This window comes from Actinomycetota bacterium, from assembly GCA_035697485.1.
GTDB lineage: Bacteria > Actinomycetota > UBA4738 > UBA4738 > HRBIN12 > JAOUEA01.
The window spans coordinates 131,799-154,742 of sequence record DASSCU010000063.1 but is presented as its reverse complement, the minus strand read 5'-3'; the positions used below and the strand labels follow the sequence as shown (position 1 = coordinate 154,742).

Genomic DNA, 22,944 nt, shown 5'->3' with positions numbered 1-22,944 from the left:
ACGCCGGGGTGGCGTGCGGCCGTTGCGTCGGGTGGTCCGTTCGCGTACGGGCGATGCATACTGACCGCCTGAGCGTTGGTTCAGCCGAAGGTTCGCTCCCGAGCGAGGAGGGGGAACATGGGTGAGGAGAAGACCTGGAAGATGTTCATCGGTGGGGAGTGGGTGGACTCCTCGAGCGGCGAGACCGAACCCGACGTCAATCCTGCGACGGGTGAGTCCGTCGCCACCGTTCAGATCGGAACACGCGATGACGCCGACAAGGCGGTCGCCGCGGCGCGGAAGGCGTACGAGGAGGTCTGGTTCGACACACCTCCGAAGGAACGCTCCGCGATGATGTTGAAACTCGCCGACGCGCTCGACGACGACGCGGACAACCTGACCCGCCTCGAGGCTGAGGACGTCGGCAAGCCGATCTCCGTCTCGGCGGCAGACATCCCGTTCATCACCGACAACCTGCGGTTCTTCGCGGGCGCGGCCCGGGTGCAGGAAGGGAAGTCCACCGGAGAGTATGAACGAGGGTTCACGAGCATGATCCGCAGGGAGCCCCTCGGGGTAACGGTCGGGATCTGCCCATGGAACTACCCACTGATGATGGCAGCATGGAAGATCGGCCCCGCGCTCGCGGCCGGGAACACGACCATCCTCAAGCCGGCGGAGCTCACGCCTCGCACGACGTTGCGGCTGGCAGAACTCGCCGCCGACATCTTCCCGCCGGGAGTGATCAACGTCGTCACCGGCCACGGATCGGAGGTCGGCGACCAGCTCGTTCGCCATCCCGATGTCCGTCTCGTTTCGGTGACCGGCGACATATCGACCGGCAAGATCATCCAGGCGACCGCGGCGGAGACGGTCAAGCGCGTCCATCTCGAGCTCGGCGGGAAGGCGCCGGTCGTCGTGTTCGACGATGCCGACATCGAGAAGGTGGTCGAGACGCTCAAGTTTGCCGGCTACACGAACACCGGTCAGGACTGCACGGCGTCGACCCGCGTCGTCGCCGGATCCGGGATCTACGAGGACCTGCTGGCCGAGCTGGTCCCCGCGGTGGAGTCCATCAAGGTCGGAGACATCTACGACGAGACGGTCGAGATGGGGCCGCTCGTCTCCACGGGGCAGCGTGAGAGCGTTGCCGGCTTCGTGGAGCGGGCCCAGGAGACCGGGGCCAAGGTCATGACCGGCGGCGAGCCGATCGACGGCCCGGGCGCCTACTACAAGGCCACCGTCGTGGCCGACGTGGACCAGAAGGCCGAGATCATCCAGAAGGAGGTCTTCGGCCCGGTCGTGACCGTGCAGCGGTTCAGCGACGAGGATCAAGCCGTCCAATGGGCGAACGACGTCGTCTACGGTCTGGCCTCGTCGGTCTGGACCAAGGATGCGGCGCGGGCTGCGCGCGTCGCCCGCAGGCTGCAATTCGGAGCCGTGTGGGTGAACACACACTTCATGATCTCTCCCGAGATGCCCCACGGCGGTTACAAAGAGAGCGGGTACGGCAAGGACATGTCGATGTACTCGCTCGAGGACTACACGCAGATCAAGCACGTGATGTGGTCGCTCGACTGAGAGCGGCGACCTCGAGCGCGGAGCAGATGAGCGGCGATCGGGACGTCCGCCGGGGCGCCCCGTCCGCTGCCTGACGAGGAAGAGGTGACACCCCTGATGGCCGAGATCAGGCCGTTCCTGGTGAACGGCGAGTGGCGAAGCGGCGACGGCACCTTCGAGGTCCGCAACCCGTTCGACGACGAGGTGGTCGCCCTGCTCGGAGTGCCGACCGATGCCGACGTCGAGGAAGCCGTCGCGACCGCCGCCGCGACGTTCGAGGACTCGCCGAAACTGTCGGTGGCTGCGCGTTCGAGCGCGCTCGACCACATCTCGCGACGGCTCGCCGAGACGCAGGAAGAGAACGCCGAGCTGATCGCGCGCGAGGGCGGCAAGCCGCTGAAGTGGGCGCGCGTGGAGGCCGCGCGGGCCGTCTCGACGTTCCGATGGGCCTCTGAGACGCTCCGGCACGGGCAGGACGAGGCGATGCGGCTCGATACCGAGGCGGCGTTCGGCTCGCGGTTCGGCATCCTGCGACGGTTCCCGATCGGACCGGTGCTCGGCATCACGCCGTTCAACTTCCCGCTGAACCTGGTCGCGCACAAGGTGGCGCCCGCGCTCGCGGTGGGGGCGCCGATCGTCGTCAAGCCCGCGAGCGCGACCCCGCTCGGGGCCCTGCGCCTGGCGGAGTTCTTCGACGAGACCGACCTGCCCAAGGGCATGTACCAGGTGTTGCCGGTCAGCTCGAAGGTCGCCGACGCGATGGCGCGCGACGACCGGTTCCGCAAGATCTCGTTCACGGGATCGGCCGGCATCGGCTGGTACCTGAAGGGCCTGGACCCGAAGAAGAAGGTCACCCTCGAGCTCGGTGGCAACGCCGGGGTGATCGTGCACTCCGACGCCGACCTCGACCTCGCGGCCCAGCGGATCGCGTTCGGCGGCTACTACCAGGCCGGCCAGAGTTGCATCAGCGTGCAGCGGGTGCTCGTCGCGAGCGAGGTGTACGAGGACTTCGCGGCGCGGCTCACCAAGCAGGTCGAGCAGCTGAAGGTCGGCGACCCGATGGACGAGACGGTCGATGTCGGCCCGGTGATCACCCGCAGCGAGGTCGACCGCATCGCTGAGTGGGTCGCCGAGGCTGAGGCGCAGGGGGCGGAGGTGCTCACAGGCGGGAAGGCCGACGGGCCGTTCTTCGAGCCGACCCTTATCTCGCAGACCACGCCGCAGATGAAGGTGCGCTGCGAGGAGGTGTTCGGCCCCGTCTGCACGATCACGCCGTACCAGACCTTCGAGGAGGCACTCGCCGAGGTCAACGACTCGAAGTACGGGCTGCAGGCCGGCGTGTTCACGAACGACATCAACCGCGCCTTCGACGCGCACCGCACCCTCGAGGTCGGCGGCGTGATCGTGAACGACGTGAGCGCGTTCCGGGCCGACCAGATGCCTTACGGCGGCTCGAAGGAATCCGGGTTCGGGCGTGAGGGATTGCGCTTCGCGATGGAGGAGATGACCGAGCCGCGCATCATGGTGCTCTCGCACGTGCCGCTCTAGGGCGCGACCGCGTGGAGCTCGTCAGCTACGCCGTTGCCGCCGCGGTGGTGGCGTTCGGCATCTTCGTCGTGCGGCGACTGATCCTGTCGTGGCGTCGCACATTTCGCCCCGACGAGGGGGACGGAGCCGGCGGGGTTGGGCGGTCGGGCGAGGAGCCCGGCGGCGGGGCACCGTCAGGCTGACGCGGCGAGCACGTCGTCGACGAACGCACCGACGACCGCCGCAGCCTCGCGCTCGCGTCGCCACAGGTAGTGATCGGCGCCCTCGACGACGTGGAGACGGCCCTCGGGCAGGCCGGCCGTGAACCTACGGGCGTCCTCGGGTGGGCAGTGCGTGTCGTCGTCGCCGGCGAGCACGAGCACCGGACGCTTCAGGGCGCGAAGCTCCGAGGGATGCGGGATCGGGGGCAGCGCCAGGTCGTCGGGGCGCAGCGGCATGCCGAGGAGCGCCAGGGCGGCCACCCGGCTGTCGTCGAGCGCCTCGCGAAGCGCGACGCTCGCCCCGAACGACCAGCCGCAGGCGACCGTCGGCAGGTCGGGCGCGTCCTCGCGTACCCGCCCGATCGCCGCGCGTGCGTCGCGGATCTCCTCGCGGCCACCGCCGTACGTGCCGCCCGAGCCCATCACCCCACGGAAGTTGAACAACAGCACGACGAAGCCACGGGCCCCGGCGAGCTCGTTCCGCAGGGCCCACAGGATCGGGTGGTCCTTGCTGCCGCCGTGCTCGGGATGCGGATGGCAGAGGATCGCCGACCCCTTCGGGGCATGGTCCGGGCGTCGGAGCTCACCCTCGATGCGAAGACCGTCGTCGGTCGAGAACGTCACCGGTTCCACCTCTGCGACGATGGCAGTCGTGGACGCGTCGCGACAACCGGCGAGGCGATGGGCGTGGGATCCGCCGCCGCGGCCGCCGCCGGGTCGGGAGGGGCCGGATCTGACTCGAGGCCGTGAAGCCCTTGCTCGCACGGGTGTGTCTGACCTGCGACGCATCCCACGCCCGAGCTCGGCTCCACGCTACCGGCGGCCGGGGTGCGATCTGCCCGTGGCGTACCCGGTGCCCCACGGCGCGGACGGTCAGGCGCGGTGGCACACCTTCCGGAATCTCGCCCCGCTGGGTGAGTTGCAGCGGCGGTCCGGGGGCGTACACTGGGTTTGCAAGGTCGACACCGTGGAAAAGAGGTTTATGCCATGACCTACACGATCGCGGAACCCTGCATCGACGTGAAGGACCGAGCGTGCGTCGATGAGTGCCCGGTCGACTGCATCTACGAAGGCCCGCGCATGCTCTACATCCAACCCGACGAGTGCGTGGACTGCGGCGCGTGCGAGCCCGCCTGCCCCGTCACGGCGATCTTCTACGAGGACGACGTGCCCGGCGAGTGGAAGCAGTTCACGCCGATCAACGCTGAGTTCTTCAACGACGACGTGAGCGGCCTCGGATCGCCCGGTGGAGCGGCCCAGGTCGGACCGGCAGCCGTCGACCACCCCGTCGTGGCCGGATGGCAGGCGATCTAGCGTCCGGGTGGTGAGCACGACCTCGCAGGGCCCTGGGCTTCGCCCGGGGCCCTTCAGCGTGTGCCACCTGGGATGACGCGCCTCGACCCTGGAGTCGGAACGTTTCCCACATGACAGGATGTCCTGGACGACCCGGAGGCGGATGGTGATGGATCGACGGAGACGCCTGCCGGCGTTCATGTATGCGGCACCGATCGCGATCGTGATCACCGTGCTGGCGGTGTGGGCGCCGATCGGGGCCACGGCCGAGGAGCCCTCGACCGTGGCCGGCGCCGGATCGACGCTCGCTCCGGCGGTCGCACCCGAGGTCGCCCGCGCCGTACTGCGTCGCCCTGGTGCCGTGGTGCGATCGGGGGACGACTTCACCGTGGAGGAGGTCGACGTCCCTCCGGCCATGCGGGCCCCCGGGACCCCGGCTCGTGTCTACCGGGTGCGGTTCGCCGGCCGGTACGCGCCGCGAGCCCTCCAGTACGTGCTGACCCTCGACGGCGTCCCCCTCGCGACCGCCGTGCCCTCGCCGAACCAGCGCTCGGTCGTGGCGCTCACCGACGATGGGGCCGTCGCGTCGGGGGCGCTCGCGCTCACCTATGGCGGCCGCCCGGCCTCTGAGTCGCCGACATCGGCGATCGAGGCGCCGTCTCATCGGCGACCGCGACCCCTCCCGTCGCCCGGGCCCTACGACGTGGCGCGACGCGAGTACGACTTCGGCGACCGGGCGTTCCAGCCGACCGAGCTCGGCGCCAAGGTCGAGGTCAGGGCCGACGTGCACTTTCCGAAGGGGTTGCCCGACGGGCCGTATCCGATCGTGCTGTTCATGCACGGGAACCACTCGTCGTGCTACCGGGGGGCTCGCGCCGGATACCGCTGGCCCTGCCGGGAAGGCTGGAAGCCGCTCCCGAACCACGAGGGGTACGACTACGCGGCCTCCCGCCTCGCGAGCTACGGCTACGTCGTGGTCTCGGTCAGCGCCAACGGGGTCAACGTGTTCGGCAATCGGCTGGAGGACTCGGGCATGCGCCAGCGCGGCGAGTTGCTCGAGGAGCACCTCGACCTGTGGCAGACGTGGTCGACGACCGGCGGCGAACCGTTCGACGACCGGTTCGTGGGACAGGTCGACATGACCACGATCGGCACGATGGGTCACTCCCGCGGCGGCGAGGGTGTGGTGTGGCACGTGATCGTCGACCGGGAACGCGCCGATCCGTTCGGTATCGACGCGATCCTGCCGATCGCGCCGGTCGACTTCACCCGTGAGACCGTGAATCGCGCCCCGCTGGCGGTCGTGCTGCCGTACTGCGACGGCGACGTCTTCGATCTGCAGGGGGTGCACCTCTTCGACGACGCGCGCTACCGGGTGGCGGGCGACCCTGAGCCGAAGCACTCCCTCACGCTGTACGGGGCGAACCACAACTACTTCAACACCGTCTGGACCCCGTCGTCCGGCTATCCGGGCTCGTTCGACGATACGTTCGGGCGATGCGAAGGCAAACTCACGCCGGCGCAGCAGCGACGCATCGGGGCTGCGTACATCGTGTCGTACTTCCGCCGGTACCTCGGCGGCGAGACCGGCCTGGACCCGGAATGGACCGGAGAGAGCACACCGGTCGGCGTGAACCCCACCCGCGCGCTCGTGTCCTACCTGGCGCCCGACCAGCCCGGACGCCGCCTCGACGTCGACCGCTTCACCCGCGAGCGCTCGATCGCTCGCACCGAGACGGGGGAGGCCGTGGTCGCATCGAGCCTGTCGCTGCTCGCGTGGTGCGCGAACACCTTCGAGATCCCGTGCGTGCCGGGCGATCTATCGTTCACCGATGCCCACCTGCCCGGGCTCTCGCGTGGTGTGTTCGGCTGGTCGGGCCGCGACGGTGTGGCGCGGTTCGACCTCGGCGCGGGGGTCGACGTGCGAGCGTTCGACGCCTTGCAGTTCAGGGCCACCGTGAACCCCGGTTATCGGGCCAACGCGGGAGTTTCGTATCAGGACCTTTCCGTGTCCCTCATCGACGGCAACGGCGATGAGGTCTCGGTGGCGGCCGCCGAGGTCGGGAACGAGGCGCTCCGCTTCCCGTCGGGACTCCGTCGGTTCTCCGGGCACGTGATCCTGCAGCAGCTGCGCTTCCCGCTGGCAGGCTTCGACGCCCTCGATCTCGCAGACGTCCGGGCGATCGAGATCCGGTTCGATCGCACGAACAAGGGTGTGATCGACGTAGCCGACCTCGCGTTCAGCGCGGGCGTCTGAGCCGTCCGCGACGCTCGAACGATCAGCGGGGCGGGGGCGTCGCGAACGGGTCGGTGTCGGCGTCGCTCGGCTCGGTTGCGTCGCCGGCCGCCTCGGGGTCGGCCGGCAAGAAGACCCGGAACGATGCCCCGCCGCCGTCGCGCTCCTGCACCCACGCCCGACCCCCCTGCAGCTCGGCGAAGCGGCGTACGAGCGTGAGCCCGACACCGACGCCGGGGGAGTGACGGGGCGCGTCGGGTCCCTGCCGGAATGCTTCGAACACCGTGTCCTGCAGGCCCTCGGGCACGCCCGAACCGTCGTCTTCGACCGCGATCCGGACCCCGCCGGGGTGCGCCTGGACCCGAACCCAAACGGTGGCCGTGGCGGGAGCATGGCGCGCGGCGTTGGCGAGCAGGTTCTCCACGATGCGCTCCACCTTGGCCGCGTCGACCGGCTGCCGCACAGGCTCCAGTTCGACGATGAGGCGATCGCGGGGCACGAGCTCGGATTCCTCGACGACGCGGCCGACGAGCGCGTCCACGTCGGTCTCCTCGAGCTGGGGGGCGACGATGCCGCGGGCGAGCCGATCCATGTCGAGCAGGTTCGTGACGAGGCGTTCGAGCCGTCGGGCGTTGGCGGCGATGCGACCGGCGAGGTCGCGAGAGTCGGCTTCGTCGAGCTGCATGTCGCCGCGCTCGAGCGTGATCGCGAGGCCGAGGATCGCGGCGAGCGGTGTCCGGAGGTCGTGCGAGACTGCTTGCAGGAACGTGTTCTTCATCTCGTCGAGCGAGCGGAGCCGCTGGCTCGCCTCGCGCTCGACGGCGAGCGCCCGCTCCAGCTGTGCCTGGGATTCCTTCCGTTCCGTCACGTCGAGCAGGAACCCTTGCCAGTAGGGCGTCTTGCCGGGTAGTTCCACCAGGCGGGCCTCGTCCTGGACCCACACGATCCGCCCGTCCTTCGCGATCATCCGGTACTCCATCGAGAAGTGGTCGTCCCCCGTGGTGTTGCTCTCGGCATCTGCAGAGAGCACGCGGTCGCGATCGTCCGGGTGGATGATCGATCGCCAGAGTGTGGGATCGGCTCGGATGTCCTCGAGCGTGTAGCCGATCAGGTCCGTGTTGCCGGGCGCGATGTACGTGGTGAGCGAGACCGTCGGGTCGTCGGGATCGATCTCCTGGGTGTAGAAGATCGCCTGGTTCTGCTCGACGATCGTTCGGAATTTCAGCTCGGCCTCGCGGAGCCGCTCCTCCGCCTCCTTGCGCTCGGTGATGTCGACCAGGAACCCCTGCCAGAAGCCCTCGTCGTCGGGGTCGGGCACGAACGTGGCCTCGTCGTGCACCCAGATCCATCGGCCGTCGGCGTGCCGGAAGCGGTAGTCGAGCGTGTAGGGCTCCTTCGTCTCGTTGGAGCGGTCGTCGACCTCGTGCACGAGCGCCCGGTCGTCGGCGTGGATCCGATCCCGCCAGAAGTCGGGGGTCCAGGTCCAGAGCTCGGGCGTGTAGCCGAACAGGTCAACCACCTGGGGGCTGATGTAGAACTTCGCCGGATCACCTTCCGGCGATTCGCGGTACACGACGGCCGGGATGTGCTCGATCAGCGCGCGGTGTCGCTGCTCGGCCTGGCGGAGCTGTTCCTCGGCGTGCTTGCGCTCGGTGACGTCGAGCATCACGCCCTGCCAGTAGAGGGGACCGCCGAGCGCGTCGCGCACGACCACCGACTCGTCGTGGATCCACACCTCGCGGCCGTCGACCGCGATCATCCGGTACTCCTGCTGGTACGGCTCGAGGGAGCCGTTCGTCCGCACGCTCTCGGCCATCACGCGGTCGCGATCGTCGGGATGGATCACCTCGAGCCAGAACCCGGGGGCTCCCCATGCCGCCGGGGGGTACCCGAGGACCGCCTCGATCTGTGGGCTCAGGTAGCTGCTGACGGACGTCGGCTCGTAGAGCTCGACGATCGACTCGGTGTAGGTGATCGCGGGTGTGCGCTCCACGAGCAGGCGGTAGCGCTCCTCGGCCTGACGCACGTCTTCCTGGGCTTGCATGCGTTCCGTGATGTCCATCATGAAGCCGAGGAAGTGATCGAGCTGCCCGTCGTCACGCAGGACCGGGGTCGACGTGTCGTGGATCCATCGGTATGAGCCGTCCGCGGTCCGCATGCGGTACACCTCGTCGAACGTCGAGACGTCGGCGGACTCGAGCACCCCCGACGCCTCGAGCCTCGCCAGGTCGTCGGGATGGATCAGCGTGAACCAGAATGCGGGGTCGGCGAGGAACCGCTCGGGCTCGTAGCCCAGGATCGCCCGGACCTGTGGGCTGACGAACTCCATGCGGACGTCGCCGGGCGCGACCACCGCGTCGACGTAGGTGACGGCCGGGATGTGCTCGATCACTTGTCGCCACCGCTGCTCCGCGACCCGACGGTCGTCCTCGACCTGTTGGCGGGACACCGCGGCGCCGATCAGCGTGGCCGCGGCACGCAGCGCCTCGAGCTCGGAGCTCCACCGACGCTCGCGCTCGCAGTCGTCGAACCCGATCGTGCCCCACCACCGGTCACCGGCGAAGATCGGATGCTCGGCGATCGACACGACGCCGTGTCGGACGAAGACGGGTCGCTCGGTCTCGGGCAGCTCTGCGATGTGGCTCACCACGGGCTCTCCTCGCGCGAGCATCGTCGCCCACCGCGCGAACCCACCGTCCCACGGAGTCCCCGCGAAGGCGGGGCCGGCTCGCGGCGGCACACCCGGGCCGCACCACTCGTGTCGCATCGTGCCGAGTGCCCGACCCGTCTCGTCGGTGCGGTTCTCGATCACGAACGCTCGTGACGCCCCCGCGGCGCGTCCCATGCGATCGAGCACCTCGTCGGCGGCCTCCCGCCAGTCGGCGGCGAGCAGGAGGCGCTCGGCTGCATGGGCCACCGCCTCGAGCACGGCGTCGTGGCGCACGGACTCGGCCGTGCGGACTGTGTCCACCCCTGTCGCCTCCTCTCGTACCCCGGTCCGCGGTGCGGGCGCACGCGGACAGGACCCCGAAGGGTCACGTCTCGTGTATCGGCCGATGGTGGCCGGGGTGTAGGCGGCGCGAGCGGTCAGGCGGGATCTGGCATGAGGCCAGGTGTGGTTCCTGCGGAAGGCATCTCGCCGGGTTCCGGCCACCTGGCTCGCGACTTCGCCGCGAGCTTGAACATCAGCTCGACCGCCTTCGGGTCCTCGGAGGCCGGCCGGGCCTCGACGACCTCGTCCGCGAGGGCGCGTTGCCAGATGTCCGCACCGCGATCGGTCCGCACGATCGTGAGCGTCCACCCCTCGGACTGCCCGAGACCGCCGAACGAGATGTCGGCATGCTCCGCTGCGAAGTCGGGGCAGCGCAGGCACCCCGGACGCGTGTACCGGTGGGCCTCCTTCAGCGAGTAGGCCTGCTCGTCACCGTCGTCGGTGTAGAAGAGCAGCTTGCCCTTCACGTTCACCCGGGCGAGGCGATCGAGGTCGAGCCCCAGCTCGTGCTGGGCGATGTCCACCATGAGCCCGTCGTAGGTGAACGTCTTCGAGCACAGCAGGCCGAACGTCCAGGCGATCTTCCTGCGCCACTTGTTCACGCGTCGCGCCTCCATCGACCCGGTCACGCTGGCCTGGCAGCTCATGCCGACGAGGGCGACCTTCGACAGTCCCATCTCGGCCGCCTGCAGGAGAGCCAGGGGGTTCGCCGAGTAGGTGTAGCGAGAGCCCGCCGTGTCGAGCACACCCTGGGCGTCGGTGACGACCGTGGGTTCGGCGTCCCACGCCCGGTCGTCGGAGAGCTTCGACGTGCATGCTCCGTCGATCTGACCGGTGGCGAGCCCCCAGATCAAGAGCGACGAGACGACCCCGCCGTCCTGGCCGCTCATCAACACCTCAGGAGCTGTGGCGCGGGCGAGCACGATCTCGCGGTGCTTGCCGATCACCTCGTCGGGGCTGCGCGCCATGCCGAACAGCGTGGTATCGATCTCGGCTTCCCAGTCGCGGAACCTCGGGCACGCGAGGGTGCACAGCGAGCAGCCCTTGTCGCCGTGAGAGCAACGGTCGGGGCCTTCGTCCTGCAGCTGCACGGGCTCGTAGTCCTCGTAGCCCAGCACGTTGAACGGACAGGCGACGATGCACGCGGTGCAGCCGGTGCACAACCCGGTGGTCACCACCTCGTCGTAGAGATGCTTCCACTGGGTCTTGTCGGTCGGCGCCGGCATCGCCCGCAGCATAGCCCACGATGTCGCCCGGACCGTCGCCGTTCGCAGAGCCGTTGGGACTGGGATAGGCTCGGGAGGCCGTCGCGACTCCGATCGATCGGGGCATCCGGGCAAGAAGGGGGAACGATGAGACCGACCACGGTCCGATCAGCGACATCGTTCGCGACGATCCTCCTGCTGATCCTCGCGGTCGGGGCGTGTTCGGGCGACTCGGACGGCGGAGGCTCGGAGACGTCGGAGACGGACGCCGAGGTGGGAGACCTCGCGCCCGGGTCGGCCGCGGTCAACATCGTGGACCTCACGTTCGAGCCCACCACGATCACGGTGGCCGCGGGATCGACCGATATCGCGATCACGAACGCCGACTCGACCGACCACACGTTCACGCTCGACGACGACACCGTGAACCAGCCGGTGGCGGCGGGGGAGAAGGTGACGGTCACCGTGGACCTCTCTTCCTCGGTGGGATTCCACTGCGAGATCCATCCGTCGATGACGGGTACGCTGCAAGTGGCGTGACGGTGCGGTCAGGCGACCAGGGGCAGCCGGACGCTACCGGTCAGACGCTGAAGGATTCACCACAGGCGCACTCATGCTTGGCCTGCGGGTTCACCATCTTGAGCCCGCCGCCGAGGAGCGAGTCGTTGAACTCGAGGGTCGAGCCGGAGACGATCGGGGCGCTGGCCGGGTCGATCAGGACCCGGAAGCCGCCGGGACCCTCCACCACGTGGTCGCCCTCGGCGGGCGCATCGTCGAGGGTCAGCTCGTAGCTGAAGCCCGAACACCCACCCGCGGTCACGCGGATGCGCAAGGCAGCCTGGGGGCGGCCGTCACGCTCGGCCAACGCGCGCGCCCTCGCCGCCGCGGCGTCCGTGATCGTGATCAGGGGCGTGGTGGCGATGATGTCCATCCCCCAAGGATACGCCGGGAAACGGCGAACGCGAAGGCGGCGGAGGAACGCGGAGCGACTACGCGAGCGACGCCGCGAACATGCGTGCGTACGCCCGCGCCCCGGCCACGAGCTCGTGGACCGGCACCCACTCGTCGGCGGCGTGGGCCACCGTGAGGGATCCCGGTCCGCAGATCACCGTGGGGATGGAGGCTTGGTTGATGTAGAAGCGTGCATCGGTGATGCCGGTAAACCCGACCAGCTCGGGCGCGGTGCCCGTCGTCGCCCGGACGGCCTCGACCGCGATCCGAGCGATGTCGGTGTCGGACGACGCTTCGGCCGCGTCGGTCCATTCCCGGAGCTCGACTTCGATCTCGACCTCGGGGTGCTCGGCGCGCAGTGACGCGACGAGCGCCAGGAACGGCGTGCGCACGGCGTCGGGATCGGACTCGCCCGGCACGGTGCGGCGGTCGATATCGACCTCGCATCGGTCCGGGACGACGTTGGGGGCGCTGCCGCCGGCGATCAGGGCGGCGTTCACCGTGGGCCGGCCCACGAGGGGATGTTCGAGGTCGGGGAGCGCGTCGGACAGCCGCAGCAGGAAGCGCGCCATCGAGGTGATCGCGTTCACGCCCTGGTGGGGCTGGGAGCCGTGGGCAGCCCTCCCGAAGGCCGTCGCCGTGAACCAGGCGCCCCCGCGCTCGGCGATCCCGACCTGCAGCTCGCTCGGCTCGCCCACGATCGCCGCGTCCTGGACCAGCAGGCCGCGTTCCCAGAGCACCTTCGTGCCGTGCACGCCGGCGAGCTCCTCATCGGCCGCCAGGTGGAAGACGAGCGAACCCGTGAGGGGCGTGGCGGCCCGGCGCAGCGCCGATGCGGCGGCGAGCGCGGCCCCGATCGAGCCCTTCATGTCCGCGGCGCCGCGCCCGACGAGGCGCCCGTCGTCGCAGACCTCGCCGGCCCACGGGTCGTGTCGCCACGTGTCGAGGGAACCGGCAGGCACGACGTCGAGGTGGCCGTTCCACGCGAGGCGGTAGCCGGTCTCGGTGCCCAGCGAGGCCACCACGCTCGGTCGCCCGGCATCCGAGCGGACGATCTCGGGCGTCGCCCCGAGCTCCATGAGGATGTCGCTCGCGACGGCCGCCGCCAGATCCTCAGTGCCGCCGGGGTTCTCGCTCTTCGCGGCGATCAGCGCCCGGGTATAGGCGAGCACCTCGTCGGGATCGACGGCGGCCGCGGCGGCGTCGAGCACGGCCTCCTCTACCATGGCGCGCGATGCTACACGCCGACGCGCTCGCGTCGCTCGCCGCGTCGCTCGACGACGAGCCGTCGCCGTTGCCCGGGACCGGCGACCGTCTCGCCGCGGTGCTCGCCCCGATCGTCCTCGAGCCGGCGCCGTCCCTGGTCTTCACGGTGCGGGCGGCCGCGCTCTCGCGCCACGCCGGGGAGATCTCGTTCCCGGGGGGGTTGCAGGACCCAGGTGAGACACTCGCCGAGACTGCGCTGCGCGAGGCGCACGAGGAGATCGGGCTCGAGCCGGCGCTGCTCCACCTGCTCGGCGCTCTGCCTCCCGTGCACACGTTCGTGAGCGGCATCCTCGTGGTGCCGTTCGTCGGCGTGCTCGACCGCACGCCGGCGTTCACGGTGAACGAAGCTGAGATCGACGAGGTGCTGGTGTTCGGCATCGAACGCCTGGCGTCGGCCGAGCGGACGGTGAGCTACGACCGCCCGGACGGGCGCACCTGGCGAGGGTTCGCCTACGAGATCGAGGGACACACCGTGTGGGGAGCGACCGGATGGATGCTCCACACGTTGCTCGAGACGATCAGGAAGGAGACGACATGGCCGATGCCGTGAACGCGGTGGCTCCAGAGGATCGAGAGCTTCGCATCCTGCTGGGGGAGGCCCGCACGATCGCCGTGGTGGGGCTCTCGTCGAGGCCCGGCCGCCCGTCGCTCGACGTCGCCGCCTACTTGCAACAGCGTGGTTACCGCATCGTGCCCGTGAATCCGCGAGAGACCGAGGTTCTGGGCGAACCGGCCTATCCGTCGTTGCGGGACATCCCTGAGGACCTGGCGATCGACGTGGTGGACGTATTCCGGCGCGCGGAGGACACGCCGCCGATCGCGCGCGATGCCGTGGCGATCGGTGCGAAGGTGCTGTGGCTGCAGGACGGCATCGTGAACGAGGAGGCGTACCGCATCGCGACCGAGGCGGGCCTCGAGGTGATCATGGGCGTGTGCATCAGGCGCACCGATCAACGACTGCAAAGGGAGGGGACCGCATGACCGCGTGGGAGTACTTCGTCGCGCCGCTGCTCGAGCACAACCCGGGCGAGATCCTGAACACGTTCGGCAGCGACGGCTGGGAACTGGTCTCGGTCGTGGCGCAGCCGACGCCTTCGGGGGCGCTCTCCACGGTCGCCTACATGAAGCGGCCGAAGCCCGCCTGACCGCTCATCGATCGTCGCCGGGATCGCCCTGCCGGAGCCGGCGACCGGCCACGAGCCGGGCGCCGAGCGCGCCCGCCAGCACGACGAGCGCGGCGATCGCGATCCATGGACGCAACGAGTCGCCGTCGTCCGCCGTGGCCCCCACCTGTGGCGAGGGGATGGCCGAGCGTGGGTCGGTCAGCGTCGGGGCCCGGGTGGACCCGCTCGCCTCCTCGAGGCGGAGGGTCCAGATCGAGTCGGCGGTGGCGACGTAGAGGGCGCCGTCGGGCCCGAGCAGCACGTCGGTCACCCCCGCCGGGAACCGAGCGATCTCCTCCGCCCCCGCGGTGGCGTCCGCCGATGCAGGTAAGCGCCACAGTCGGCCGTCGAACGATCCGAACCACAGGTCGCCGTCGGCCACCGCGCAGCCGGTCAAGGCGACCGTCTGGGGGAACACCACGACGGGATCCACGAAACGGCTGTCGCCGGAGGTGCCCGTGACCGCCGGCCAGCCGTAGTTCCTCCCCGGTTCGATCAGGTTCACCTCGTCGTCGACGTCGGGTCCGTTCTCGGTCTCCCAGAGCGCCCCGGTCGCAGGATCGACGCAGAGGCCGAACGAGTTGCGGTGCCCGATCGACCAGACGGGGTTGTCGGGCCCGAACGGGTTGTCCGGCGGCACGCCCCCCGCAGCCGTCAGCCGCACGATCTTGCCGCCGATATCGGTCTCGTCCTGCGCCCGATCGGACTCGTGCGCCTCGCCCAGCGCCACGAACAGCGAACCGTCGCTCCCGAACGCGAGGTCTCCGCCGTTGTGGTAGCCGGCGACGGCACTGATGCCGTCGAGGAGCGTCTCCGGCTGACCCCCGGCGACCGTACCGTCCGCAAGCACGCGGACGAGCCGGTTCAGGCCATCCCTCGGATCGGAGTGGTACAGGTAGATCCACGGGTCGCGTTCGAAGTCCGGATGCACTGCGATGCCGAGCAGTCCGCGCTCCGCGTCGCCGATCACCGGAAGCGTGATGAACGGCCGATCGACCAGCCGGCCGTCGGGCGCGACGACCCGCACGTTGCCGGTCTCCTTCTCCGTGAACAGCAGCGTCCCGTCGGGCAGGAACGCCATGTTCGTCGGGAACGCGAGGTCGTCGAGGAACCGCCGAGGCGCGAGGTCGGCAGCGGCGGCCGGTGCGGCGAGGGCGGCGACGATCACGAGGGTCGCGACCGCGAGTCTGGCCGGGCGCATCCATCGACGGTATCGCGAGATGGGACGATGGCTGGGTCCGCGACGACGGAGGTGCGGGTGTACTCGATCGATCACGTGGTGCTCGCGGTGTCGGACCTCGACCGAGCGGGGGAGCGGCTGCATCGCGAGCACGGGCTTGCCTCGGTCGCCGGCGGCGCGCATCCGCGGTGGGGAACGGGCAACCGCATCGTGCCGCTGGGTGACAGCTACATCGAGCTCATCGCCGTCGTCGATCACGAGGTTGGCAGCTCGACCCCACTCGGGCGGGCGCTCCTGGCGTCGTCCGAGGACGGGCGAGACCGGTGGTTCGCCGTCTGCGTGTCGGATACCGAGCTCGAGGTGACCGCCCAACGACTCGGGCTGCATGTGGAGGCCGGCGCTCGCAGGCGACCCGACGGGGTGGAGCTCCGGTGGCGCGGCGCAGGCATCGACGACGAGGCACGCGATGCGTGGCTGCCGTTCTTCATCACCTGGGACGTGCCCGCCGATCTGCATCCAGGACGGACGGCGATCCGCCACGAGGTCGACGTCACCGGGATCGCGCGCGTAGAGATCGCGGGCGACCCCGTACGCCTGCGCGAGTGGCTCGGACCCGAGGGCGGCGGCCTGCCGATCGACGTGTCCGACGGCGACGCTCAGGTTCGAGCGGTGTATCTCTCGCTCGCCGACGGCGCGACGCTCAGGCTCTGAGGCCAACCTGCGCCGGCTCAGTCCGGTCGGTGGCCCACGATGGCACGGAGGCCGACGGGCAGCGTCTCGTCCCCGAACGCCGGTCCGACGGTCGCCTCCACACCGTGCCCGGCGAGCAGGGCCGGCACGAGCGAGGTGTCGACCATCACGTTGTCGTGCCGCTCGTCGTCGCGCCGCCACGAGCCGTCGTCCTCGCGGATGAACGTGGCCATCCGGCGCACGAACCGGTCGGGGGAGGGCACCGAGAACTCGGTCACGATCGCCCAATCCTCGCCGACCCATCCCCTGCTGGGCTGGTCGATGCGGGACGCGGCCCACTCGAGGTCGCACAGGTCGAGCGCGAGCACGCCGCCGGGTCGCAGCGAGTCCGCGATCGCCATCAGCGCCCGGTCGATCGCCTCTGCGGTCGGCAGGTAACTGAGCGCGTGTCCGACCGAGACGATCGCGTCGGCGGCGGGGATCGGATCGTCGGGGAGGGTGAGGCGGCGGATCTCCTGAGCCTTACCGGCGACCACCCCGGCGAGCTCGAGCATGGCGGGCGAGGCGTCGGTGGCGATCACGCGATGACCGGCGTCGAGCAGATGCCTCGTCAGCAACCCGCTGCCGCATCCGAGCTCGACGACGAGACCGTCCCGGGCGCGGACCGGCTCGAGCAGCGCCAGGATGCCCGGGGCGCAGTCGTCGGCATGGAACCCGAACCCCCGATGGTGCACGAGGGCCAGGTCGCGCCGGTAGTAGGGCTCGTCGCTCATGGGCCCCTCGACGGCACGCTCACGGCTGGCCCGTGAGGGCACGGTCGAGGTCCTCGATCAGGTCGTCGGGGTGCTCGATCCCCACGGAGAGCCGCACGAGGTCGGCCGGCACCTCGAGCGGCGACCCGGCCACGCTCGCATGTGTCATCGGACCGGGTACCTCGATCAGCGACTCGACCCCGCCGAGCGATTCCGCCAGGAGGAAGAGCTCGGTTCGGCGCGCGACGCCGAGCGCCCGCTCGGCGCTGCCGACCCGGAACGACACCATGCCGCCGAAATCGGTCATCTGCCGGGCGGCCACGTCGTGCGCTGGATGGCCCTCGAGGCCGGGGTAGAGGACCCGGGTGACGGCCGGGCTGGTGCGCAGGTAGCCGGCGACCGCCTTCGCCCCGGCGCAGTGGGCCCGCATCCGTACCGCGAGCGTCTTCAGGCCCCGCAGGGCGAGGTAGCTGTCCATCGGACCGGGCACGGCACCCACGGCGTTCACGAGGAAGCCGAGCCGCTCGATCCACTCCTCGTCGCTCGTGACGATGGCTCCGCCGATCAGGTCGGAGTGCCCGCCGACGTACTTCGTCACGCTGTGCACGACTGCGTCGGCGCCGAGCACGAGCGGACGCTGCAGGGCAGGCGTGGCGAACGTGTTGTCGACCACGACGCGGGCGCCGTGCTCGTGGGCGACGGCGCATACCGCGCCGATGTCGACGATCTTCAGCAGCGGGTTCGACGGCGTCTCGATCCAGACGAGCTTCGTGGCCGGTGTCAGCGCCGCCGACAGCGCATCGAGATCGCCGAGGTCGACCGTCGAGAACGCGAGACCCCAGTCGGTCAGCACCTTCGACAGCAGCCGGTAGGTGCCGCCGTACACGTCGTCGGCCAGCACGACGTGGTCGCCCGGTCGAAGGGTCAACAGGAGGGTGGTCTCGGCGCCGAGTCCGCTCGAGAACGCGAACCCGTGCGCGCCGCCCTCGAGCGAGGCGAGCGCCTGCTGGAAGGCCTCCCTCGTTGGGTTCCCGCCGCGCGCGTAGTCCCAGACCTTCGGGGAGCCGACCTCGGGTTGTGCGTAGGTCGAGGTCTGGTAGATCGGCACGTTCACCGCGCCGTAGAGGGCGTCGGGGTCCTGCCCGGCGTGGATCGCTCTGGTCTCGAACCGATATCGGCCGGTGGCTTCCTCGTCACTCATCGGCGCTCCTCATCGCATCTCGGGTGGTGGCTTCCAACCACGGGTAGCGAGCTCGTCCATCGCGTCGGCGCCTTCGCGGGCGCGCCTCCACAGCATGGCCTTGCGCTTCGCGTCGTGCCCAGGCGCGAACTCTCCACGGACGAGGCGATCGCAGGCCGGGTCGCCGCACGCGCAGTAGGTGAACAGCGGCTGGGTCTCGCGTGGTGCGGCCGAACCCTGTCGGTAGGGCGTGGCCGGCAGCGCGGCCGACGGCACCACGATCACGCCCTCGCTCGGATCGCCTGGGGCGAACCGCTTCCCGTCGAGCGCGTACAGCCCGGTGAGCGCGGCGAGGGCGGCGTCCACGCGATCGGCGGACCCGAGCTCGTCGGTTCGCACGCCTTGAGCCCGCAAGACGGCCGTACGCCAGGCGCGCTTGTTCGTCCCCTTGGGCGCGAGGCAGCCCGCCAGCACGACGGCGGTGGCATGCGGGAAGACCTCGAGGGCTTTCCCGCGGGGGCTGCCGGCTGAGTACGCCGGGAACCCCGCGGCGGCGGCCTGCGTGAACACTTCGAACCCGACCTCCATCCAGGCGAAGAAGCGATTGCCCTTGCCGTGGGCCTCGCTCGGCGTGTTGAACGAGGAGATGTTGAGGGCCGCCAGCTCGCGCTCGGTCAACCGTGAGCGACCTGACGGCGCCCAGCGAGGCGGCGAGTCGATCGCGACGACGTCGGGAAGCAGCTTGCGGATCAGTCGCTCGACGTCGTGCACGTGCACGCGAGAGGACACGTGCAGGGGAACGCGACGCTCGTCGAGCAGCACGACGTCGAGGCCCTTGCCCGCGCCGACGTCGATACCCAGCGACCGCACCGCAGCCGCTACCGCTGGGCCTGGCGACGGTGGGCGATGAAGTCGAGCAGGTCGCTGCGCGTGAGCACGCCGAGCACCTGGCCGGCCTTCGCGACGAGCACCGCGGGCGCCTGCTCGAGTTGTGCGAAGGCCGCCTCGATCGGTTGGTCCCACTCGACGAACGGGATCGGCGGCGCCATGACCTCGGCCACGTCTGCCTGCAGCGCGTCCGGGTCGCGGAAGACGCGCTCGAGCAGCTCACGGTCGCGGATCGAGCCCACGAACTGGGTCACGTCCGCGGACCTCTCGCGCACGACGGGCGCCTGGGAGATCGAGCTCGCCTGCAGCACGTCGACCGCCTGGCGCACCTTGTCGTGCGCGTTCACGGTGATCAGCGCCGGTAGCTCGGCACCCTTGGACGAGAGCACCTGCTCGACGGTCGTCACCTCGGGCCCCTCGAGGAACCCGTACTGGCGCATCCAGCCGTCGGAGTACAGCTTCGAGAGGTAGTTGCGGCCGGTGTCGGGCAGCAGGACCACGATCGTGGTGTCGTCGCCGTAGTCGCGCGCGACCTCGAGCGCGGCGTAGACCGCGGAGCCGCACGAGCCGCCGACGAGGATGCCTTCCTGTCGCGTGACGGCCCGCGCCGTGAGGAACGCCTCGCGGTCGGGTACCCGCACCCAGCGGTCGACGATGTCGGGGTCGAACGTCTCCGGGAAGAAGTCCTCGCCGATGCCCTCGGTGAGGTAGGGGCGCGGCTCGTCGCCCGTGTACACGGAACCCTCGGTGTCCGCCCCGACGATCACGACGTCGGGGTTCTGCGACTTCAGGAAGCGGCCGACGCCGGTGACCGTGCCGCCCGTGCCGACCCCGGCGACGAAGACGTCGATGCGCCCGTCGGTCTGTTCCCAGATCTCGGGGCCGGTCGTGTCGAAGTGCGTGGCGGGGTTCTCCTGATTGAAGTACTGGTTGGGCTGGAACGCCCCGGGGATCTCGTCGGCCAGGCGGGACGCGACCGAGTAGTACGACTCCGGCGACTCCCGCGGCACGGCGGTCGGGGTGATGATCACCTCGGCGCCGTACGCGCGCAGCAGCGAGATCTTCTCTTGGCTCATCTTGTCGGGCATCACGAAGATGCAGCGGTAGCCGCGGATCGCCGCGGCGATCGCGAGACCGTGCCCGGTGTTGCCCGAGGTGGGTTCGACGATCGTGCCGCCTGGGCGCAGCGTGCCCGCGCGTTCGGCGGCTTCGATCATGCGGATGCCGATGCGATCCTTCACGGACCCGCCCGGGTTCAACATCTCGACCTTGGCCAGGATCGTCGGGTGCAGCCCGCGCGAGACCGACCGCAGGCGCACGAGGGGGGTGTTCCCCATCGCGTCGAGGAACGTGTCCAGCACCTGCATCGACCGACCCCCTTGCCCAGTGTGGTGCGGCTATCGTGCCACGCGGGGCCGACCGGCGTCCGGGGCCGCGCCGGGTGTTCGACAGGATGCTCGGACATGCTTCACCTCGCGGGATAAAGTGCCGAATCCATGAACCGACGCATGCGGCGACGCGCATGACGACCTGAACGCGTCGCCGATGGCCGAGGTCGCGCGGGAGCGCGAGGGATCGAGGATGATGTGGTGACCGAGGGGAACCGCACCGACCAGGCGGAGATCGAGACCGCCGCCGACGGCAACGGCGGTGGAGAGAGCCTCCTCGTGGTCGACGACGACCCGTTCATCGCCAGGTTGCTCGAGATCGAGCTGCGCGCCGCTGGCTACGACGTGCGGGTCGCCGCCGACGGCGCCCTCGCGCTCGACGCGGCGCGCGAGCGTCGCCCCGACCTCGTACTGGCCGACGTGATGATGCCCAACATGGACGGTTTCGAGCTGACCCGCCGCTTGCGGCAGGACCCGAGCACGGCGGCCGTCTCGGTGATCATGCTCACCGCGCGTGGACTCTCGGCCGACAAGCTCGAAGGGTTCGCGATCGGCGCCGACGACTACATCGTCAAGCCCTTCGACACCCCGGAGCTGTTGGCCCGGATCCGCGGCGTGCTGCGCCGCTCCCGCGACACGCGCACGCAGTCGCCGCTCACCGGACTGCCCGGCAACGTGCGTATCGAGGAGGAGATCGACGCCCGGCTCGCGCGCTCCGACCCGTTCGCGATCCTCTACGCCGACCTCGACAACTTCAAGGCGTACAACGACCACTACGGTTTCATGCGGGGCGACGAGGTGATCCAGGCGTCGGCCCGGCTGATCGGCGACGCCGCACGTTCTGCGTCCGACGGCGCGGCCTTCATCGGCCACGTCGGCGGTGACGACTTCGTGGTCGTGGTCGCTCCCGACCTGTCGGAACCGGTCGCCCAGGCGATCGTGTCGGCGTTCGACGGGGCCGCGCCCGGCTTCTACGACGAGAGCGACCGTGAGCGCGGCTACATCGAGGTCACGAACCGCCGCGGCGAGCTGCAGCGGTTCGGCGTCCTCACCCTGTCGATCGGGATCGCGAGCACGGCCAAGCGATCGTTCCAGCATTACGCCGAGGCCGTCGCCGTCGCCGCGGAGATGAAGCAGTACACGAAGGGGTCGGAGACGTCGTCGTGGGCGGTGGACCGCCGCAGCGGCGAGTAGCGACCGGGAGGGTCAGGGAAGCGGGCCGGGCTCCGCGAGGTAGAACCCCTGTCCGTAGCCCACGCCCAGCTCGCGCAGCGTCGCGAGCTCGTTCGCCGTCTCGATGCCCTCGGCCACGAGCGAGAAGCCCATCTCGTGCGCGAACGAGACGAGCGCCGTCGCGAGCGCGCGCTTCGCGCGGTCCGAGTCGATGTCGCGGGTGAGGCTCAGATCGAGCTTCACGATGTCGGGCGCGATGCGCACCGTGTGCCGCAGGCTGGCGAAGCCCGCCCCGGCGTCGTCGATCGCCACCCTCGCTCCTCGAGCCCGCAGGGGGGCCAGTGCGTCGACGAGGTCGTCGTAGTCCTCGACCGCCTCGTGCTCCGTGATCTCGAGCAGCAGCCGGTCGGCGACCGGCTCGACGAGCGCCGCCAGCTCGGCCGAGACGGCGGCGCGGTGCGAGCAGTTCACGGCGAGGTACACGCCCGGGTCGATCCGCGGCAGGACGCGCAACGCTCGGGTCAGCGTCGTCAGCTCGAGCTGCACGCCGAGCGCCAGCGAGACAGCCTCGGTGAACCACTCGTTGGGTGGCCGGGGCGGAGGCGTCGCGAAGCGAGCGAGCGCCTCGATGCCCACCGTCGTGCCCACCGCGAGATCGACGATCGGCTGGAACGCCATCGAGATGCCCTCGCCGTCGACGAACCGCTGGATCTCGGCACGGCGTGCGTCGAGCCGCTCGCGCTCGTCCTCCTCGCGACGCAGCTGCTTCGTGAGCTCCGACACGATGCCGGCGATGACCTCGGTCGACAGGCTCGCGCCGCCCGCCATCACCTTCTGGATCGAGCCGACGATCTCCTCACCGGCGGTCCCCTTGACGAGGTAGCCCACCGCGCCGGCCCGGAGCATCTCGAGCACCGTCGACCGATCTTCGAACGCGGAGAGCGCGATCACGCGTGTGTCGGGGGAGCAGCGGGCGATCTCGCGTGCCGCCCGGGCGCCGCCGCCCGCCGGCATCGAGACGTCGACGAGCGCGACGTCGGGGCGCTCGTCGCCGGCGAGCGCGATAGCCTCGTCGGCGTCGCCCGCCGCGCCGATCAGCCTCAGGTCGTCCTCGTGTGCGAGTAGGTCGGCCAGGGCGACTCGCAGCTCGGGCTCGTCGTCGGCGATCAGCACGCGGATCGGCTCGGTCACGAGCCCACCGGCGCCGCCAGCATCGTAGGGGGAAGTTCCGACGGCCATCGGAGGGACGCTACCCGGCCTGAACGGGCCACTCAAGCATCCCGGACACGCCGAGAGCCATGCC

22 protein-coding genes are annotated in these 22,944 nt (G+C 70.2%); 11 read left to right on the top strand and 11 right to left on the bottom strand.

All coding sequences use genetic code 11. The features are described 5' to 3' along the window. Positions 1-117 precede the first annotated feature (117 nt). The 3 genes from VFI59_16535 to VFI59_16525 all read left to right on the top strand — a co-directional run bounded on the left by VFI59_16535 (position 118) and on the right by VFI59_16525 (position 3,266). Positions 118-1,557: an aminobutyraldehyde dehydrogenase gene (locus tag VFI59_16535; GenBank protein HET6715303.1), complete on the top strand. Its 1,440-nt coding sequence runs from the start codon at positions 118-120 to the stop codon at positions 1,555-1,557. 96 nt (positions 1,558-1,653) lie between these two features. Continuing rightward, entirely contained in the window at positions 1,654-3,084 is a 1,431-nt protein-coding gene (locus VFI59_16530) for an aldehyde dehydrogenase family protein (GenBank protein HET6715302.1), read from the top strand. 11 nt (positions 3,085-3,095) lie between these two features. Then, positions 3,096-3,266 carry a hypothetical protein gene (locus VFI59_16525; protein ID HET6715301.1) on the top strand — a complete coding sequence of 57 codons (171 nt, stop codon included), beginning with the start codon at positions 3,096-3,098 and terminating at the stop codon, positions 3,264-3,266. On the opposite strand, the gene VFI59_16520 is transcribed toward VFI59_16525, so the two are convergent. Next, on the bottom strand, positions 3,258-3,908 hold the full coding sequence (locus VFI59_16520; GenBank protein ID HET6715300.1) for an alpha/beta fold hydrolase: 651 nt from the start codon (positions 3,906-3,908) through the stop codon (positions 3,258-3,260). The two genes, VFI59_16525 and VFI59_16520, sit on opposite strands and share 9 nt — an antisense overlap. Before the next feature lie 363 nt (positions 3,909-4,271). On the opposite strand from VFI59_16520, the gene fdxA reads away from it, so the two are divergent. Beyond that, the gene (gene fdxA / locus VFI59_16515) at positions 4,272-4,598 is read left to right on the top strand and encodes a ferredoxin (protein HET6715299.1); all 327 of its coding nucleotides are present in this window, start codon (positions 4,272-4,274) and stop codon (positions 4,596-4,598) included. Positions 4,599-4,746: 148 nt separating this feature from the next. Beyond that, the gene (locus VFI59_16510) at positions 4,747-6,834 is read left to right on the top strand and encodes a hypothetical protein (protein ID HET6715298.1); all 2,088 of its coding nucleotides are present in this window, start codon (positions 4,747-4,749) and stop codon (positions 6,832-6,834) included. A 22-nt stretch (positions 6,835-6,856) separates the two neighbouring features. On the opposite strand, the gene VFI59_16505 is transcribed toward VFI59_16510, so the two are convergent. Together VFI59_16505 and VFI59_16500 are read right to left on the bottom strand one after the other, a co-directional pair. Then, positions 6,857-9,784: a PAS domain-containing protein gene (locus VFI59_16505; protein HET6715297.1), complete on the bottom strand. Its 2,928-nt coding sequence runs from the start codon at positions 9,782-9,784 to the stop codon at positions 6,857-6,859. 116 nt (positions 9,785-9,900) lie between these two features. Next, positions 9,901-11,031, bottom strand: coding sequence for a Coenzyme F420 hydrogenase/dehydrogenase, beta subunit C-terminal domain (locus VFI59_16500; protein ID HET6715296.1), 1,131 nt, complete (start codon positions 11,029-11,031; stop codon positions 9,901-9,903). Positions 11,032-11,157: 126 nt separating this feature from the next. On the opposite strand from VFI59_16500, the gene VFI59_16495 reads away from it, so the two are divergent. Next, positions 11,158-11,550, top strand: coding sequence for a cupredoxin domain-containing protein (locus VFI59_16495; GenBank protein ID HET6715295.1), 393 nt, complete (start codon positions 11,158-11,160; stop codon positions 11,548-11,550). A 40-nt stretch (positions 11,551-11,590) separates the two neighbouring features. Here VFI59_16495 and VFI59_16490 read toward each other — a convergent pair whose 3' ends face one another. Together VFI59_16490 and VFI59_16485 are read right to left on the bottom strand one after the other, a co-directional pair. Beyond that, complete coding sequence (locus VFI59_16490; GenBank protein ID HET6715294.1) at positions 11,591-11,941, bottom strand: iron-sulfur cluster assembly accessory protein; 351 nt, start codon at positions 11,939-11,941, stop codon at positions 11,591-11,593. A gap of 58 nt (positions 11,942-11,999) precedes the next feature. After that, positions 12,000-13,187, bottom strand: a complete 1,188-nt coding sequence (locus VFI59_16485; GenBank protein HET6715293.1) for a M20 family metallopeptidase — start codon at positions 13,185-13,187, stop codon at positions 12,000-12,002. Between the two features lie 8 nt (positions 13,188-13,195). Here VFI59_16485 and VFI59_16480 point away from each other — a divergent pair, with 8 nt between their 5' ends. From VFI59_16480 to VFI59_16470, 3 genes are read left to right on the top strand one after another with little or no spacing between them, the layout of a single operon-like run. After that, on the top strand, positions 13,196-13,777 hold the full coding sequence (locus VFI59_16480) for a CoA pyrophosphatase (protein HET6715292.1): 582 nt from the start codon (positions 13,196-13,198) through the stop codon (positions 13,775-13,777). After that, positions 13,762-14,208 (top strand): CoA-binding protein, encoded by a 447-nt coding sequence (locus VFI59_16475; protein ID HET6715291.1) that lies wholly within the window; start codon positions 13,762-13,764, stop codon positions 14,206-14,208. Before VFI59_16480 ends, VFI59_16475 begins: the two co-directional genes overlap by 16 nt. Beyond that, positions 14,205-14,372 (top strand): hypothetical protein, encoded by a 168-nt coding sequence (locus VFI59_16470; GenBank protein HET6715290.1) that lies wholly within the window; start codon positions 14,205-14,207, stop codon positions 14,370-14,372. Before VFI59_16475 ends, VFI59_16470 begins: the two co-directional genes overlap by 4 nt. 4 nt (positions 14,373-14,376) lie before the next feature. Here VFI59_16470 and VFI59_16465 read toward each other — a convergent pair whose 3' ends face one another. Beyond that, complete coding sequence (locus VFI59_16465) at positions 14,377-15,591, bottom strand: PQQ-dependent sugar dehydrogenase (GenBank protein ID HET6715289.1); 1,215 nt, start codon at positions 15,589-15,591, stop codon at positions 14,377-14,379. Positions 15,592-15,618: 27 nt separating this feature from the next. Here VFI59_16465 and VFI59_16460 point away from each other — a divergent pair, with 27 nt between their 5' ends. Further along, positions 15,619-16,281: a VOC family protein gene (locus VFI59_16460; protein HET6715288.1), complete on the top strand. Its 663-nt coding sequence runs from the start codon at positions 15,619-15,621 to the stop codon at positions 16,279-16,281. Between the two features lie 17 nt (positions 16,282-16,298). Here VFI59_16460 and VFI59_16455 read toward each other — a convergent pair whose 3' ends face one another. Genes VFI59_16455 through VFI59_16440 form a run of 4 tightly spaced genes read right to left on the bottom strand, consistent with a single transcriptional unit; the run spans position 16,299 to position 20,447 of the window. After that, complete coding sequence (locus tag VFI59_16455) at positions 16,299-17,033, bottom strand: class I SAM-dependent methyltransferase (GenBank protein ID HET6715287.1); 735 nt, start codon at positions 17,031-17,033, stop codon at positions 16,299-16,301. Between the two features lie 19 nt (positions 17,034-17,052). Next, positions 17,053-18,213, bottom strand: coding sequence for a cystathionine gamma-synthase (locus VFI59_16450; GenBank protein ID HET6715286.1), 1,161 nt, complete (start codon positions 18,211-18,213; stop codon positions 17,053-17,055). Positions 18,214-18,222: 9 nt separating this feature from the next. Beyond that, entirely contained in the window at positions 18,223-19,062 is an 840-nt protein-coding gene (locus VFI59_16445) for a DUF429 domain-containing protein (protein HET6715285.1), read from the bottom strand. 8 nt (positions 19,063-19,070) lie between these two features. Further along, a complete protein-coding gene (locus VFI59_16440; GenBank protein ID HET6715284.1) occupies positions 19,071-20,447 on the bottom strand; it encodes a cystathionine beta-synthase in 1,377 nt (458 codons plus the stop codon). Positions 20,448-20,669: 222 nt separating this feature from the next. On the opposite strand from VFI59_16440, the gene VFI59_16435 reads away from it, so the two are divergent. After that, entirely contained in the window at positions 20,670-21,662 is a 993-nt protein-coding gene (locus VFI59_16435) for a response regulator (protein HET6715283.1), read from the top strand. Positions 21,663-21,674: 12 nt separating this feature from the next. Here the strand turns inward: VFI59_16435 and VFI59_16430 are convergent, their stop codons facing one another. Further along, positions 21,675-22,880 (bottom strand): EAL domain-containing protein, encoded by a 1,206-nt coding sequence (locus VFI59_16430; GenBank protein HET6715282.1) that lies wholly within the window; start codon positions 22,878-22,880, stop codon positions 21,675-21,677. Positions 22,881-22,944 lie beyond the last annotated feature (64 nt).

Bases quoted from the DNA above. Each gene is read 5' to 3' on its own strand.
- VFI59_16535 (HET6715303.1), top strand. From the start codon at position 118: ATGGGTGAGGAGAAGACCTGGAAGATGTTCATCGGTGGGGAGTGGGTG.
- VFI59_16530 (HET6715302.1), top strand. From the start codon at position 1,654: ATGGCCGAGATCAGGCCGTTCCTGGTGAACGGCGAGTGGCGAAGCGGC.
- fdxA (HET6715299.1), top strand. From the start codon at position 4,272: ATGACCTACACGATCGCGGAACCCTGCATCGACGTGAAGGACCGAGCG.
- VFI59_16510 (HET6715298.1), top strand. From the start codon at position 4,747: ATGGATCGACGGAGACGCCTGCCGGCGTTCATGTATGCGGCACCGATC.
- VFI59_16500 (HET6715296.1), bottom strand. From the start codon at position 11,031: ATGCCGGCGCCGACCGACAAGACCCAGTGGAAGCATCTCTACGACGAG.
- VFI59_16495 (HET6715295.1), top strand. From the start codon at position 11,158: ATGAGACCGACCACGGTCCGATCAGCGACATCGTTCGCGACGATCCTC.
- VFI59_16490 (HET6715294.1), bottom strand. From the start codon at position 11,941: ATGGACATCATCGCCACCACGCCCCTGATCACGATCACGGACGCCGCG.
- VFI59_16485 (HET6715293.1), bottom strand. From the start codon at position 13,187: ATGGTAGAGGAGGCCGTGCTCGACGCCGCCGCGGCCGCCGTCGATCCC.
- VFI59_16480 (HET6715292.1), top strand. From the start codon at position 13,196: ATGCTACACGCCGACGCGCTCGCGTCGCTCGCCGCGTCGCTCGACGAC.
- VFI59_16475 (HET6715291.1), top strand. From the start codon at position 13,762: ATGGCCGATGCCGTGAACGCGGTGGCTCCAGAGGATCGAGAGCTTCGC.
- VFI59_16470 (HET6715290.1), top strand. From the start codon at position 14,205: ATGACCGCGTGGGAGTACTTCGTCGCGCCGCTGCTCGAGCACAACCCG.
- VFI59_16465 (HET6715289.1), bottom strand. From the start codon at position 15,591: ATGCGCCCGGCCAGACTCGCGGTCGCGACCCTCGTGATCGTCGCCGCC.
- VFI59_16460 (HET6715288.1), top strand. From the start codon at position 15,619: ATGGCTGGGTCCGCGACGACGGAGGTGCGGGTGTACTCGATCGATCAC.
- VFI59_16455 (HET6715287.1), bottom strand. From the start codon at position 17,033: ATGAGCGACGAGCCCTACTACCGGCGCGACCTGGCCCTCGTGCACCAT.
- VFI59_16450 (HET6715286.1), bottom strand. From the start codon at position 18,213: ATGAGTGACGAGGAAGCCACCGGCCGATATCGGTTCGAGACCAGAGCG.
- VFI59_16440 (HET6715284.1), bottom strand. From the start codon at position 20,447: ATGCAGGTGCTGGACACGTTCCTCGACGCGATGGGGAACACCCCCCTC.
- VFI59_16430 (HET6715282.1), bottom strand. From the start codon at position 22,880: ATGGCCGTCGGAACTTCCCCCTACGATGCTGGCGGCGCCGGTGGGCTC.